A 13,676-nucleotide genomic window follows, 5' to 3' on the forward strand; every position below is an offset into this window, starting at 1 on the left:
GGTATCAGGAATTGGGAATCCGCCGTAACGAATCCCCAATCCCGACTCCCGAATCTCAGTTCCTCAACGGCTTACCCGTCTTGAGCATGTGCCCGATGCGCGCCTGGGTCTTCTCCTGCTGGGCCAGTTCGACGAAGTGCTTGCGCTCGAGCTTGAGCAGCCATTCCTCGTCCACCAGTGCGCCGCGGTCGACTTCGCCGCCGCACAGCACGGTGGCGATGCGGGTGGCGATCTCGTAGTCGTACTCGCTGATGAAGCGGCCTTCCAGCATGTTGACCAGCAGCATCTTGAAGGTGGCGATGCCGACGTCGCCGGCGACCTGGATGCGTCGCGCCGGCAGCGGCGGGCGGTAGCCGCCCTCGGCCAGGGCACGCGCCTCGGCCTTGGCGATGTACAGCGACTCGTAGCTGTTGAACACCACCTTGTCGGTGCCGCGCAGCAGGCCCAGTTCCTTGGCGTTGACCGCCGAGGTCGAGACCTTGGCCATGGCCACGGTTTCGAAGGTCTTCTTTAGTTCGGCGAACACGTCGCCGCCCGGACCCGCGGCCTGCGCCGCGCGCACCGCGATCTCCTTGAGGCCGCCGCCGGCCGGCAGCAGGCCCACGCCGGCCTCGACCAGGCCGATGTAGCTCTCCAGCGCGGCCACGGTCTTGGCGCTGTGCATCTGGAACTCGCAGCCGCCGCCCAGCGCCAGCCCACGCACCGCTGCGACCACGGGGACCAGCGAGTACTTGATGCGCTGGCTGGTGGCCTGGAAGTTGGCGACCATCGCCTCGAACGCGTCGACCTTGCCGGCCTGCAGCAGGCCCAGCGCGCCGGCCAGGTCGGCACCGGCGGAGAAGGGCTCCTTGTGCTGCCACAGCACCAGGCCCTTGAAGTCCTTCTCGGCGCGGCCCACCGCTTCCTGCAGGCCGTCCAGCACCTGGTCGGAGACGGTGTTCATCTTGGTCTTGAAGCTGACCACGGCGATGTCGTCGCCGTCGTGCCACATGCGCAGGCCGTCGTTCTCGAACACGGTCTCGCCCTGTGCGAACTTCTCGCCCAGCAGCGGATCGGGGAAGCGCTGGCGCTTGTACACCGGCAGCGCCGAGCGCGGCAGCTTGGCGTCGCGCGCCGGGCTGTACGAGCCTTCGGCGGCATGCACGCCGTCGCGGCCGTCGAACACCCAGTTCGGCAGCGGCGCGCTGCTCATGCTCTTGCCGGCGGCGATGTCGTCGGCGATCCACTGCGCGACCTGCTTCCAGCCGGCGGCCTGCCAGGTCTCGAACGGACCCAGCGCCCAGCCGTAGCCCCAGCGGATCGCCAGGTCCACGTCGCGTGCGGTCTCGGCGATGTCGGCCAGGTGGTAGGCGCTGTAGTGGAACAGATCGCGGAAGGTCGCCCACAGGAACTGCGCCTGCGGATGCTGGCTCTCGCGCAGCTTGGCGAACTTCTCGGCCGGGTTCTTGATCTTCAGGATCTCGACCACGTCCGGCGCGGCGGCGCGGTCGGCCGGGCGGTAGTCCTGCTTCTGCAGGTCCAGCACCACGATGTCCTTGCCGACCTTGCGGAAGATGCCGGCGCCGGTCTTCTGGCCCAGCGCGCCCTTGCCGATCAGCGCTTCCAGCCACTTCGGCGCCTTGAAAAAGGCATGCCATGGGTCGTTGGGCAGGGTGTCGCCCATGGTCTTGATGACGTGCGCCATGGTGTCCAGGCCGACCACGTCGGAGGTGCGGTAGGTCGCCGACTTCGGACGGCCGACCAGCGGGCCGGTGAGGCCGTCGACCTCGTCGAAGCCCAGGCCGAACTGCTCGGTGTGGTGGATGGTGGACAGGATCGAAAACACGCCGATGCGGTTGCCGATGAAGTTCGGGGTGTCCTTGGCGTAGACCACGCCCTTGCCCAGGGTGGTGACCAGGAAGCTTTCCAGGCCTTCCAGCACCGCCGGTTCGGTGTGCTTGGCCGGGATCAGCTCGGCCAGGTGCATGTAGCGCGGCGGGTTGAAGAAGTGCACGCCGCAGAAGCGGTGGCGCAGCTGCTCCGGCAGCACGTCGGACAGGGCGTTGATGCCCAGGCCGGAGGTGTTGGAGGCCAGCACCGCATGGTCGGCCACGAACGGCGCGATCTTCTTGTACAGGTCCTGTTTCCAGTCCATGCGTTCGGCGATGGCTTCGATGATCAGGTCGCAGCCGCGCAGCTGCTCCAGGCCGGAGTCGTAGTTGGCCGGGGTGATGGCCTCGGCCAGGGCAGGGCTGGCCAGCGGCGCCGGGCTGAGCTTGGTCAGGTTGGCGATCGCCTTGAGCACCACGCCATCGGCGGGGCCTTCCTTGGCGGGGAGGTCGAACAGCACGGTGTCGACGCCGGCGTTGGTCAGGTGCGCAGCGATCTGCGCACCCATCACGCCCGCGCCCAGGACGGCGGCACGGCGGACGAGCAGGGGATTGGACATAGCGATCAGCCTCTGTGGGTCAACGTTTGCGGGATCAGGGAGCCGAGTGGGCGAGAAAGCCGGCTTCGGCGAAACGGATGAGTTCGCGGGCGGCGTGGGCGCGGTGGGCACCCTCGCTGACGCCGGCGGGGCGCTTGATCAGGCCGAAGTCGGCCATGGCGTAGGTCAGGGCGCCGGCCAGGAAATCCAGGCGCCAGTACAGTTCCTGCTTGCTCAGCCCGGGCACGCAGGCGGCGATGGCCTTGCCGAACTCGCGCAGCACGTGGCCGTAGTGGTCGGACAGGAACTGGCGCAGGCTGTCGTTGTTCTCGGCGTAGGCGCGGGCGATCACCCGCACGAAGGCGCCGCCGCTCTGCCGATCCTGGGCCATCGCCAGGGCCGGCTCGACGAAGGCCGCCAGCACGGGGCCGAGCTGGCCGGGATGCTGCCGCTGCGCGGCCTCCAGCTGCGCCATGCGCGCGGCGGTCATTTCGTCCATGCGCCGCCGGAACACCTCGTTGACCAGGTTTTCCTTGGACCCGAAGTGGTAGTTCACCGCGGCGATATTGACGTCGGCCTGGCTGGTGACCTGGCGCAGCGAGGTGCCGGAAAAGCCGTGCTGCGCGAACAGTTCCTCGGCCGCGCTGAGGATGCGGTCCTTGGTCGAAAAGTGCGCTTGCTTTGCCATGCGGCCGCCAGAATCAATCAAACGATTGTTTGAGTCTAGGCCTGGGCGGCAGGCGCGTCATGCTGCTTTGCAGCACGATTCAGGCTGGCCGTGCAAAGCCGGCGCCGATTGGATAGAATTGTCCATCGCAATTCTGGCTAAGCCCGCGTTTTGACGCGGGTTTTTTTCATGTTAACCTCGGGCCTTCAGTGGCCCGCCCAACGGAGAACTTCCCATGGCGCTGGAGCGCACCCTGTCCATCATCAAGCCCGACGCCGTCGCCAAGAACGTCATCGGCGAAATCTACTCGCGCTTCGAGAAGGCCGGCCTGAAGGTCGTGGCCGCCAAGTACAAGCAGCTGTCGCGCCGCGAGGCCGAGGGCTTCTACGCCGTGCACCGCGAGCGCCCGTTCTTCAACGCGCTGGTCGAGTTCATGATCTCCGGCCCGGTGATGATCCAGGCGCTGGAAGGCGAGAACGCCGTGGCCGCGCACCGCGACCTGCTGGGCGCCACCAATCCGAAGGACGCCGCGCCGGGCACCATCCGCGCCGACTTCGCCGATTCGATCGACGCCAACGCCGCGCACGGCTCGGATTCGGTCGAGAACGCCGCCAACGAAGTGGCGTATTTCTTCGCCGCCACCGAAGTGGTTTCGCGCTAAGCGAGGTCGTCGTGAACGAGGTCGTCCATCCTCCCTTGGCCATCGCCGATCCCGTGCGGACCGGCGCGGCGGCCAAGCAGAATCTGCTCGACCTCGATCGCGAGGGGCTGGAGCGTTTCTTCGCCGAGACCCTCGGCGAAGCGCGCTACCGTGCCCACCAGGTGATGAAGTGGATCCATCACCGCTACGTCACCGACTTCGACCAGATGACCGACCTCGGCAAGGCGCTGCGCGCCAAGCTGCAGCAGCATGCCGAGGTCGTCGTCCCCAACATCGTGTTCGACAAGCCCTCCGCCGATGGCACCCACAAGTGGTTGCTGGCGATGGGCGTGGACGGCAAGAACGCGATCGAGACCGTGTACATCCCCGACAAGACCCGCGGCACGCTGTGCGTGTCCTCGCAGGTCGGCTGCGGCCTCAACTGCACGTTCTGCTCCACCGCCACCCAGGGCTTCAACCGCAACCTGTCCACCGCCGAGATCATCGGCCAGGTATGGGTGGCGGCGCGGCACCTGGGCAACGTGCCGCACCAGATGCGCCGTCTCACCAACGTGGTGATGATGGGCATGGGCGAGCCGCTGATGAATTTCGACAACGTCGTGCGCGCGATGAGCGTGATGCGCGACGACCTGGGCTATGGCCTGGCCAACAAGCGCGTGACCCTGTCCACCTCGGGCCTGGTGCCGCAGATCGACCGGCTGTCCAGCGAAAGCGACGTGTCGCTGGCGGTGTCGCTGCACGCGCCCAACGACGCGCTGCGCGAGACCCTGGTCCCGCTCAACAAGAAGTACCCGATCGCCGAGCTGATGGCGGCCTGCGCGCGCTATCTGCGCGCCAACAAGCGCCGCGAGTCGGTGACCTTCGAGTACACCCTGATGAAGGGGATCAACGACCAGCCGGAGCATGCGCGGCAATTGGCGCGGCTGATGCGCCAGTTCGACAACGCGGTGCAGGCGTCGAACGCCGGCAAGGTCAACCTGATTCCGTTCAATCCGTTCCCGGGCACGCGCTACGAGCGCTCCGGCGAGACCGAGATCCGCGCGTTCCAGAAGATCCTGCTGGACGCGCAGGTGCTGACCATGGTGCGGCGCACGCGCGGCGACGACATCGATGCGGCCTGCGGGCAGCTCAAGGGGCAGGTCATGGACCGCACCCGCCGCCAGGCCGAGTTCAAGCGCGAATTGCAGACGCGGGCGGATCGGGATGCGGCGGCTTAGCCAAGGGCATTCCATCGCGGTGGTGGCGATTGCAGTGCTGGCCTTGCCGGGCTGCAACTGGATCGCCGCCAAGACCGGCACGGTGCGCACCGCCGAGCAGGTGCAGCCGAATTACTCGTTCCGCGACAACCGTGCGGTGAAGTCGCGCGTGGCCTTGCAGGAGCAACTCGGCCTGGCCGCCAACGGGCTGGCCTTCAACGACCTGGACGCGGCGCAGACGCACGCGCGCAAGGCGCTGGCGCTGGATCCCAACTCGGTGGACGCGCTGACCGTGCTGGCGGTGGTCGCCGATCGCCGTGGCGATGCCACGACCGCCGGCGGGTACTACCGCAAGGCCGCCGAACTGGCGCCGACCGACGGTGCGACCTTGAACAACTACGGCGCCTGGCTGTGCGCGAACGGTTCGCCGGCCGAATCGCTGGCCTGGTTCGACCGCGCGCTTGCGCTCCAGGACTACGCCACCCCGGCCTCGGCACTGGCCAACGCCGGCGGCTGCGCGCTGCAGGTCGGCCAGCGCGAGCGCGGCGAACGCGATCTGCGCAAGGCGCTGGACCTGGATCCGGACAACGCGTTCGCACTGGAGGCGATGGCGCGCAACCAGGTCGCGCAAGGGCGCTTTTTCGAGGCGCGCGCCTTCTCCGAGCGGCGTCTGGCGGCTGCGCCTGCCACCGCTTCCGTGTTACAACTTGCTATTCAGATTGAGCAAAGGCTGGGCGACAAGGCTGCCGCCGGCCGTTACCAACAGCGGTTGCGCAAGGAGTTTCCCGACGCCGCGACCACGACACCCGGGGCTAGTGCATTGTGATCAGTGATTCCAATCCGAACGCTTTCGATGGCGCCAAAGGCTGCGGGCAACAGCTCCGCGAAGCGCGCGAAGCGGCGGGCCTGAGCATCGACGACGTCGGCAGCCGACTGCGCATGCCGGTGCATGTGGTGCAGGCACTCGAGTCGGAGCAGTGGCAGCGCCTCGGCGCGCCGGTGTTCGTGCGCGGGCAGCTGCGCAGCTATGCGCGCCTGCTCGGTGTCGATCTTGAGCCGCTGCTGCAGACCGCGCAGATCGCGCCGGTGCAGCCGGTCGAATTGATCAGCCACACGCATACGCCGCCGCTGCGGCGCATGCTCGAGAGCGCCACGCGGCGCATGGTGTACGTGGTGATCACCGCCGGACTGGCGGTGCCGGTCTGGTACGCCACCCGCAGCCACTTCGCCGAGGACAATGGCCCCAGCACCGCGTCGCTGGACGTGGTGCCGGGCGCGCCGGGCAATACCGCGGCCGCGCCGGCGGCGCCGGCCAATGGCGCTGCGTCGACGGTGCCGGCCGCGCCGGTGGCCGCACGGCCGGCGCCGAGCGCTGCGCCGTACATCGCCTCGCTGACGCCGATGCCGCGCCCGGCGGCGGAGCCGGAAAAGAACAGCCTGAGCCTGTCGTTCCAGGGCGACAGCTGGGTGCAGATCCTCGCGCCCGACGGCACGCCGGTGGAGAAGGCGCTGCTGAGGGCGGGCGAGACCCGCACCTATGCGCCGGGCCAGGTCGGGCGCGTGGTGCTGGGCAATGCCTCCGCGGTCCAGGTTCAGCATGCCGGGAGTACGGTGGATCTGACCCCGTTCAGGCGCGCGAACGTGGCGCGCTTTGCGGTATCCTCTGACGGTTCCGTGGTGCCCGCCTCCGAGTGACGGCGGCGCGGTTCCTCATCTTCAACATTTCATGTCCCGTCGCAGCGGCGGGGCGAGAGTACGCATGGCGATTGACGACCTGCTCGACGAGCACGAACAAAGCGAACGCGTCCGCACTTGGCTCAGGAAGAACGGCGCCGGCCTGATCGGCGGCATCGTCCTGGGCCTCGGCGCGATCATCGGCTGGCAGTGGTGGACCAAGCAGCGCTCCAGCGATCTGGCCCAGGCCAATGCCCGCTACGAAGCGGTGCTCAAGAGCATCCAGGCCAATCAGCTGGACAAGGCCGCCAAGGACATGGCCGAGCTGCAGCAGGGGTCGACCAACATCTACGCCGAACTGGCCGCGCTGCGCCTGGCCAAGGCGCAGGTCGATGCCGGCAAGTCCGATGCCGCGTTGACCACGCTGCGCGGGCTCAAGACCGACGGCGAAATGAAGGTGATGGTCGACCATCGCGTGGCGCGGCTGCTGATTTCCGGCGGCAAGCCGCAGGACGCGCTGCCGCTGGTGGCTTCGGCCACCGATGCGCAGGGCCTGGAAATTCGCGGCGATGCGCTGATCGCGCAGGGCAAGCGCGACGCGGCGCGTGACGCGTACGCCAAAGCGCTGACCAGCCTGGACGTGGCCTCGCCGCAGCGGCGCGTGGTCGAAACGAAATTGATGGATGCGGGCGGCAGCGTGCCGAATGCCGCGGAGCCGATCTGATGAAGGTAGTCATGTTCAAGCGTGTCGCCACCGTGGCCCTGCTGGGTCTGGCGTTGTCGGGCTGCACCACGGTCAAGGGCTGGTTCGCCGGCAAGGATGCGGCTGCCAAGAAGGCCGCCGAGCCGGCCGAACTGGTGAAGTTCACCCCGTCGGTGAAGGTGGTGAAGCTGTGGTCCACCGACGCCGGCAAGGGCGAGCGCCGCATCGGCGTGCGCCAGCACCCGGTGGTGGCCGACGGCAAGGTGTATGCGGCCGCGACCTCCGGCACGGTCTACGCGCTGGATCTGCAGACCGGCAAGACCATCTGGGAATACGACGCCAAGCAGGCGCGCAAGCAGAAGCTGGCGCAGGTCGAGGACCAGCCGAAGAGCCAGGTCGAGAGCGAGTCCGGCAAGAACCTGACCAAGGATGAGCGCGCCGCGTACAAGCAGCGCCTGCGCAACGAGAAGCAGCAGGCCAAGGAGCGCAAGCGGCTTGAGAAGAAGCGTCCGCTGCCGCGCTTCGCCGGCGGCCCGGGCGTGGGCGATGGCCTGGTGGTCGTCGGTGCGCTGGATGGCGAGGTGATCGCACTCGATGCCGCTACCGGCACCGAGAAGTGGCGCGCCAAGGTGCCCAACGAAGTGATCGCCGCGCCGGTGATCGCGCAGAACACGGTGTTCGTGCGCAGCAACGACGGCCGCACCACGGCTTTCGATGCCGCCACCGGCCAGCAGCGCTGGTTCAACGCGCAGGAACTGCCGAGCCTGACCGTGCGCGGCAACGCGCCGGTGGTGGCGGGTCCGGGCGTGCTGTTCATCGGCAACGACGACGGCACCCTGGCCGCGCTGGCGATGCAGGACGGCCGCGTGCTGTGGGAGCAGACCATCGGTGCGCCGGAAGGCCGCACCGAGCTGGAGCGCATGGCCGACGTCGACGGCGCCCCGGTGCTCGACGGCACCACGCTGTTCGCGACCAGCTTCAAGAACCAGACCGTAGCACTGGAAGGTCCGAGCGGCCGTCCGCTATGGAGCCGCGATCATGGCGGCGCCGGCGGCGTCGGCGTGAGCTCCGGCAACGTGGTGGTGGCCGACAACGCCGGCACCGTGTGGGCGCTGGACAAGGCCTCCGGATCGGCGATGTGGTCGCAGCCGGCGCTGGCGCGCCGTTCGCTGACCGGTGTGGCGATCCAGGGCGACTACGCCGTGGTCGGTGACTACAAGGGCTATCTGCACTGGCTCCGGCTCGACAACGGCGAGTTCGCCGCGCGCGAGCGGGTCGGGCGCCAGCCGCTGGTGGCGCAGCCGGTGGTCGCGGACGGAATTCTGCTGATGCAGAACACGAAAGGCGACCTGACCGCGTTCCGGTTGGGTCAATAACAAGAGAAGGATGTCGCGATGCTGCCGCTGGTCGCCCTGGTTGGACGGCCGAATGTCGGCAAGTCCACGCTGTTCAACGCGCTGACGCGCAGCCGTGACGCGCTGGTCCACGACCAGCCCGGCGTCACCCGCGATCGCCACTACGGGGTCTGCCGGCTGCAGCCGGAAACCCCGTTCGTGATCGTCGATACCGGCGGTATCTCCGGCGAAGAGGAAGGCCTGGCCGGTGCCACCGCCGAGCAGGCGCGCGCCGCGGCCGGCGAGGCCGACCTGATCCTGTTCGTGGTCGACGGCCGCGAGGGCTCGTCCTCGCTCGACGACGAGATCCTGGCCTGGCTGCGCAAGCTGGCGCGGCCGACCCTGCTGCTGATCAACAAGATCGACGGAACCGACGAGGACCAGGTGCGCGCCGAGTTCGCGCGCTACGGTCTCGGCGACGCCATCGCGGTTTCCGCCGCACACCGCCATGGCATCGACGACCTGCTCGAGGAAGTCCTGGAGCGGTTGCCGGAAGAGGGCGCCGGCGAAACCCTGGACACCGATCCGGCGCGCATGCGCATCGCCTTCGTCGGTCGCCCGAACGTCGGCAAGTCGACCCTGGTCAATCGCCTGCTGGGCGAGGAGCGCATGATCGCTTCCGAGGTTCCGGGCACCACCCGCGACTCGATCGCGGTGGACCTGGAACGCGACGGCCGCCTGTACCGGCTGATCGACACCGCCGGCCTGCGTCGCCGCGGCCGCGTCGAGGAGGCGGTGGAGAAGTTCAGCGCGTTCAAGACGCTGCAGGCGATCGAGCAGTGCCAGGTGGCGGTGCTGATGCTCGATGCCGGCGAAGGCGTGACCGACCAGGACGCGACCGTGCTCGGCGCGATCCTCGATGCCGGCCGTGCCCTGGTGGTGGCGATCAACAAGTGGGACGGCCAGAGCGACTACCAGCGCGCGCAGGCCGAAGATCTGCTGTCGCGCAAGCTCGGCTTCGTGGCCTGGGCCGAGGCGGTGCGCATCTCCGCCAAGCATGGCTCGGGCATGCGCGAGCTGTTCCAGGCGATCCATCGCGCACACGCCTCGGCGGTGCGCGAGTTCAGCACCAGCGAGGTGAACCAGGCGCTGGAAATCGCCTACGAAAGCAATCCGCCGCCGAGCATCCGCGGACACGTCTCCAAGCTGCGCTACGTGCATCCGGGCGGCAGCAATCCGCCGACCTTCATCGTCCACGGCACACGCCTGAAGGTGCTGCCGGAATCGTACAAGCGCTACCTGGAAAACTTCTTCCGCAAGCGCTTCAAGCTGGTCGGCACGCCGGTGCGCTTCATGTTCCGCGAAGGTGCCAACCCGTACGAAGGCAAGAAGAACGTGCTGACCGAGCGCCAGATCGCCAAGAAGCGGCGCCTGATGAAGCACGTCCGCGGCAAGTAGCGCACGATGGACCCGCAGCGCGCGATCACCCTCGGCATTCTCGCCGGTGGCCGCGCGCAGCGCCTGGGCGGACACGACAAGGCCTGGCTGCAACGCGGCGGGCAGGCGCAGGTGGAGTGGCTGGTACAGACGCTGGCGCCGCGGGTGTCTGCGGTGCTGGTCAGCGCCAACCGCAGCTTGCCGCGCTACGCCGCCATTGGATTGAAGGCCGTGCCGGACCGCGTCGCGGCGCCGGCCGGGGCGGAGCGTTCGCTGGGGCCGATCGCCGGGCTGGATGCACTCGCCGCCGCCTGCGCCACGCCCTGGTTGCTGACTGTGCCGGTCGACCTGTGCGTGTTGCCGCCGGATCTGCCCGCAAAGCTGGCCGCAGCCGCTGAGGAGTGCGACGGTGCCTGGGTCGAGGATGCCGACGGCGCGCAGCCGCTGGTGGCGCTGTACCGGTTATCCGCGCTGCGTCCGGCGCTGGAGGAGGCGCTGGCGGCCGCCCGCTACGCGCCGCGGGCTTTGCAGCAGCGCCTGCGGATGGGGCCGGTGGCGCTGCCGGAGATCGTGCTGGGCAACCTGAACACGCCGCAGGACCTGGCCGCAGCGGGTATCCTGCCGCCACCATGACCGACTATCCCTCCCGGATCGCCTACACCGACGCGTTGGCGATCGTCGCTGCCGCTGCGCGTGCCCGTCCCGTCAACAGCGAGCGCCTGGCGGCGTCGCGCGCCGATGGCCGCATCCTGCTGGAACCGCTGGATGCGCCGATCGACCTGCCGCCGTTCGCCAACAGCGCGATGGACGGTTTCGCGCTGCGCCATGCCGACCTGGCCCCTGGGGCGCCGACCGACTTGCACCTGGCCGGCGAGCAGTTCGCCGGCGCCGATCGGCAGCAGGCGCTCGCGCCCGGCGAATGCCTGCGCATCACCACCGGCGCGCCGCTGCCGGCCGGGGCGGATACGGTGGTGATCAAGGAGAACGTGCACGAGCACGATGGCGTGGTGCAGGTCCCGGCCGAGATCGCCGCCGGCGCGCACGTGCGGGCGCGCGGCGAGGACGTGCGTGCCGGCGAGCGCGTGCTCGAGGCCGGCATGCTGCTGACGCCCTCGCGCATCGGCCTGGCGGCGGCCTTGGGCATGGACCAGCTGACGGTGGCGGCGCGGCCGACCGTGGCGGTATTCGCCACCGGCGACGAACTGGTCGAGCCGGGCATGCCGTTGCAGCCGGGGCAGATCTACAACAGCAACCGCGACATGCTCATGGCGCAGCTGCGCCTGCTCGGCCTGGCGCCGACCGCCTGGCCGACTCTGCCGGACGATCCGCAGCGCATCCAGGCCATGCTCGCCGATGCGGCCTCGGCATTCGACGTGGTGCTGACCTGCGGCGGCGTCTCCGCCGGCGAGAAGGACTACCTGCCGCGGCTGCTGGCCGAGTACGGCCGCATCCTGTTCTGGAAGGTGCGCATGCGTCCGGGCATGCCGCTGTTGTTCGGCGAGTGGGATCGCGCCCTGTTCCTGGGCCTGCCGGGTAATCCGGTGTCGGTGCTGGCGACCTTCCTGGCGATCGGGCGACCGTTGCTGGATGCATTGCAGCGTCGCAGCGAGCCGCACCGGACCTGGCGCGCAAGGCTGGCGGCCGGCTGGGACAAGCGCCACGACCGGCTGGAGTTCCTGCGCGGACGCATGCGCTGCGATGCGCGCGGCCAACTGTGGGCGGAGCCGAATCCCGCGGACGGCTCGCATCGCCTGCGCGGCGCCGCCGACAGCGACGTGCTGCTGCGGCTGGAGGAGGGCGCGCGCCAGTTCCAGGCCGGCGACGTGGTCGAGGTGGTGCCGTACTGAACTGCGCCGCGCATGGCGGACGCGCGCCCGGTTTGCGCCGATAATGCGCGCATGGGCATTCGAGAACTGACCCCCGCACAGGCGCAGGCGCGGCAGGCGCAGGGCGCGCACTTGATCGACATCCGCGAGGAGCACGAGCGCGCCACCGGCATGGCCAGCGGTGCGCAGGGCGTGGCCCGCGCGCAGTTGCAGGCCGACCCGTCCGCCTATCTCGGCGCCAAGACCGAGGTGCTGCTGATCTGCCAGAGCGGCAAGCGCTCGCACGACACCGCGGTGTTCCTGGAGCAGGCCGGCTACACGCAGGTCGCCTCGGTACTGGGCGGCACGACGCGCTGGCAGCGCGAGGGCTTGCCGCTGCAGCGGCCGGCGCTGGCGCCGGAACAGGAAGACTTCTTCGACCGTTATTCGCGGCATCTGCGCCTGCCCGAAGTCGGGGTCGAGGGCCAGCGCCGGCTGCAGGCCGCGCGCGTGCTGCTGGTCGGCGCCGGCGGCCTGGGCTCGCCGGCTGGCTTCTACCTGGCCGCGGCCGGGGTGGGGCAGTTGCGCATCGCCGATGACGATGTGGTCGAGCGCAGCAACCTGCAGCGGCAGATCCTGCACGGTGACGCGCGGATCGGCCAGGCCAAGGTGGACTCGGCCGCGGCGAGCCTGGGCGCGCTGAACCCGGGCGTGCGGGTGGAGGCGCTGCGCGAGCGGGTCACCGCGGACAACGTCGAGCGGCTGCTGCAGGACGTGGACGTCGTGCTGGACGGTTCGGACAATTTCCCTGCGCGTTACCTGCTCAACGATGCCTGCGTGAAGCTGGGCAAGCCGCTGGTGTACGGCGCGGTGCAGCGTTTCGAGGGCCAGGTCAGCGTGTTCGACGCCGGCCGCCGGCGCGGGCAGGCGCCGTGCTACCGCTGCCTGTTCCCGGAGCCGCCGCCGCCGGAATTCGCGCCGAACTGCGCCGACGCCGGCGTCCTCGGGGTGCTGCCTGGCATCGTCGGCCTGCTGCAGGCCAACGAGGTCTTGAAGCTGTTGCTCAACATCGGTGAGCCGCTGCGCGGCCGCCTGCTGCACTTCGACGCGCTGGCGATGCGCTTCCGCGAAACCCGCCTATCTGCCGATCCGCAGTGTCCGCTGTGTGCGCCGGAGCGGCCGTTTCCTGGCTATATCGACTATGCGCAGTTCTGTGGTGCTGAGGGTTAGCTGCCACTAGGTGTCGCTGTTCGCGGCGGCGGACGTACCCTCATCCGCCCCTTCGGGGCACCTTCTCCCGGTGGGGGAAGGGAAGCGGGTCTAGGTGGCTGAAGCAGTGCCGTGCACGCTTTAAGCCCCTCTCCCCCCGGGAGAGGGGTTGGGGTGAGGGTACGGCGCGAAGCGCACTCGTGGTGCCAGCCTGCAGTAGGTGTCGCTGTGCGCGGCGGCACCCGCACTCTCATCCGCCCCTTCGGGGCACCTTCTCCCGGTGGGAGAAGGGGAGGCGCGGTTTCGATGGCTGAAGCAGTGCCGTGCACGCTTTAAGCCCCTCTCCCTCCGGGAGAGGGGTTGGGGTGAGGGTACGGCGCGAAGCGCACTCGTGGTGCCAGCCTGCAGTAGGTGTCGCTGTGCGCGGCGGCACCCGCACCCTCATCCGCCCCTTAGGGACACCTTCTCCCGGTGGGAGAAGGGAGGCGCGGTCTCGATGGCTGAAGCGGCGTCGCGACGCTTAAGCCCCTCTCCCTCCGGGAGAGGGGTTGGGGTGAGGGTAGGGCGCGCAGCGCCTCGCGAT

At 69.1% G+C, this 13,676-nt stretch carries 12 protein-coding genes; 10 read left to right on the top strand and 2 right to left on the bottom strand.

Annotated features, from left to right (window positions below; all coding sequences use genetic code 11):
- Positions 1-55 precede the first annotated feature (55 nt).
- A complete protein-coding gene (locus QN245_RS09605; protein ID WP_184647513.1) occupies positions 56-2,428 on the bottom strand; it encodes a 3-hydroxyacyl-CoA dehydrogenase/enoyl-CoA hydratase family protein in 2,373 nt (790 codons plus the stop codon).
- Positions 2,429-2,462: 34 nt separating this feature from the next.
- On the bottom strand, positions 2,463-3,095 hold the full coding sequence (locus QN245_RS09610; protein ID WP_184447861.1) for a TetR/AcrR family transcriptional regulator: 633 nt from the start codon (positions 3,093-3,095) through the stop codon (positions 2,463-2,465).
- 214 nt (positions 3,096-3,309) lie between these two features.
- Here QN245_RS09610 and ndk point away from each other — a divergent pair, with 214 nt between their 5' ends.
- From ndk to moeB, 10 genes are all read left to right on the top strand, one after another.
- Positions 3,310-3,735, top strand: coding sequence for a nucleoside-diphosphate kinase (gene ndk, locus QN245_RS09615; RefSeq protein WP_002812972.1), 426 nt, complete (start codon positions 3,310-3,312; stop codon positions 3,733-3,735).
- A gap of 11 nt (positions 3,736-3,746) precedes the next feature.
- Positions 3,747-4,952, top strand: coding sequence for a dual-specificity RNA methyltransferase RlmN (rlmN, locus tag QN245_RS09620; RefSeq protein WP_010342900.1), 1,206 nt, complete (start codon positions 3,747-3,749; stop codon positions 4,950-4,952).
- A 13-nt stretch (positions 4,953-4,965) separates the two neighbouring features.
- Positions 4,966-5,757, top strand: a complete 792-nt coding sequence (gene pilW / locus QN245_RS09625; protein WP_317845337.1) for a type IV pilus biogenesis/stability protein PilW — start codon at positions 4,966-4,968, stop codon at positions 5,755-5,757.
- Positions 5,754-6,626: a helix-turn-helix domain-containing protein gene (locus tag QN245_RS09630; RefSeq protein WP_317845152.1), complete on the top strand. Its 873-nt coding sequence runs from the start codon at positions 5,754-5,756 to the stop codon at positions 6,624-6,626. Before pilW ends, QN245_RS09630 begins: the two co-directional genes overlap by 4 nt.
- A gap of 64 nt (positions 6,627-6,690) precedes the next feature.
- Positions 6,691-7,329 carry a YfgM family protein gene (locus tag QN245_RS09635; RefSeq protein ID WP_317845338.1) on the top strand — a complete coding sequence of 213 codons (639 nt, stop codon included), beginning with the start codon at positions 6,691-6,693 and terminating at the stop codon, positions 7,327-7,329.
- The gene (gene bamB / locus QN245_RS09640) at positions 7,329-8,684 is read left to right on the top strand and encodes an outer membrane protein assembly factor BamB (protein WP_160969904.1); all 1,356 of its coding nucleotides are present in this window, start codon (positions 7,329-7,331) and stop codon (positions 8,682-8,684) included. Before QN245_RS09635 ends, bamB begins: the two co-directional genes overlap by 1 nt.
- Before the next feature lie 18 nt (positions 8,685-8,702).
- Positions 8,703-10,100 (top strand): ribosome biogenesis GTPase Der, encoded by a 1,398-nt coding sequence (gene der, locus QN245_RS09645; protein WP_160969902.1) that lies wholly within the window; start codon positions 8,703-8,705, stop codon positions 10,098-10,100.
- A 6-nt stretch (positions 10,101-10,106) separates the two neighbouring features.
- Positions 10,107-10,712, top strand: a complete 606-nt coding sequence (gene mobA / locus QN245_RS09650) for a molybdenum cofactor guanylyltransferase (protein ID WP_317845153.1) — start codon at positions 10,107-10,109, stop codon at positions 10,710-10,712.
- Positions 10,709-11,926 carry a molybdopterin molybdotransferase MoeA gene (locus QN245_RS09655; RefSeq protein ID WP_317845154.1) on the top strand — a complete coding sequence of 406 codons (1,218 nt, stop codon included), beginning with the start codon at positions 10,709-10,711 and terminating at the stop codon, positions 11,924-11,926. The genes mobA and QN245_RS09655 overlap by 4 nt, the downstream gene beginning before the upstream one ends.
- Positions 11,927-11,977: 51 nt before the next feature.
- A complete protein-coding gene (gene moeB / locus QN245_RS09660; RefSeq protein WP_317845155.1) occupies positions 11,978-13,114 on the top strand; it encodes a molybdopterin-synthase adenylyltransferase MoeB in 1,137 nt (378 codons plus the stop codon).
- The last annotated feature ends 562 nt before the right edge of the window (positions 13,115-13,676 follow it).

Origin of the sequence: Xanthomonas rydalmerensis (genome assembly GCF_033170385.1) — a bacterium.
GTDB classification, from domain to species: Bacteria; Pseudomonadota; Gammaproteobacteria; order Xanthomonadales; family Xanthomonadaceae; genus Xanthomonas_A; species Xanthomonas_A rydalmerensis.

Excerpts from the sequence above, each read along its gene's own strand:
- moeB (WP_317845155.1), top strand. The coding sequence starts at position 11,978 with ATGGGCATTCGAGAACTGACCCCCGCACAGGCGCAGGCGCGGCAGGCG.
- mobA (WP_317845153.1), top strand. The coding sequence starts at position 10,107 with ATGGACCCGCAGCGCGCGATCACCCTCGGCATTCTCGCCGGTGGCCGC.
- QN245_RS09635 (WP_317845338.1), top strand. The coding sequence starts at position 6,691 with ATGGCGATTGACGACCTGCTCGACGAGCACGAACAAAGCGAACGCGTC.
- bamB (WP_160969904.1), top strand. The coding sequence starts at position 7,329 with ATGAAGGTAGTCATGTTCAAGCGTGTCGCCACCGTGGCCCTGCTGGGT.
- QN245_RS09610 (WP_184447861.1), bottom strand. The coding sequence starts at position 3,095 with ATGGCAAAGCAAGCGCACTTTTCGACCAAGGACCGCATCCTCAGCGCG.
- QN245_RS09655 (WP_317845154.1), top strand. The coding sequence starts at position 10,709 with ATGACCGACTATCCCTCCCGGATCGCCTACACCGACGCGTTGGCGATC.
- ndk (WP_002812972.1), top strand. The coding sequence starts at position 3,310 with ATGGCGCTGGAGCGCACCCTGTCCATCATCAAGCCCGACGCCGTCGCC.
- der (WP_160969902.1), top strand. The coding sequence starts at position 8,703 with ATGCTGCCGCTGGTCGCCCTGGTTGGACGGCCGAATGTCGGCAAGTCC.
- QN245_RS09605 (WP_184647513.1), bottom strand. The coding sequence starts at position 2,428 with ATGTCCAATCCCCTGCTCGTCCGCCGTGCCGCCGTCCTGGGCGCGGGC.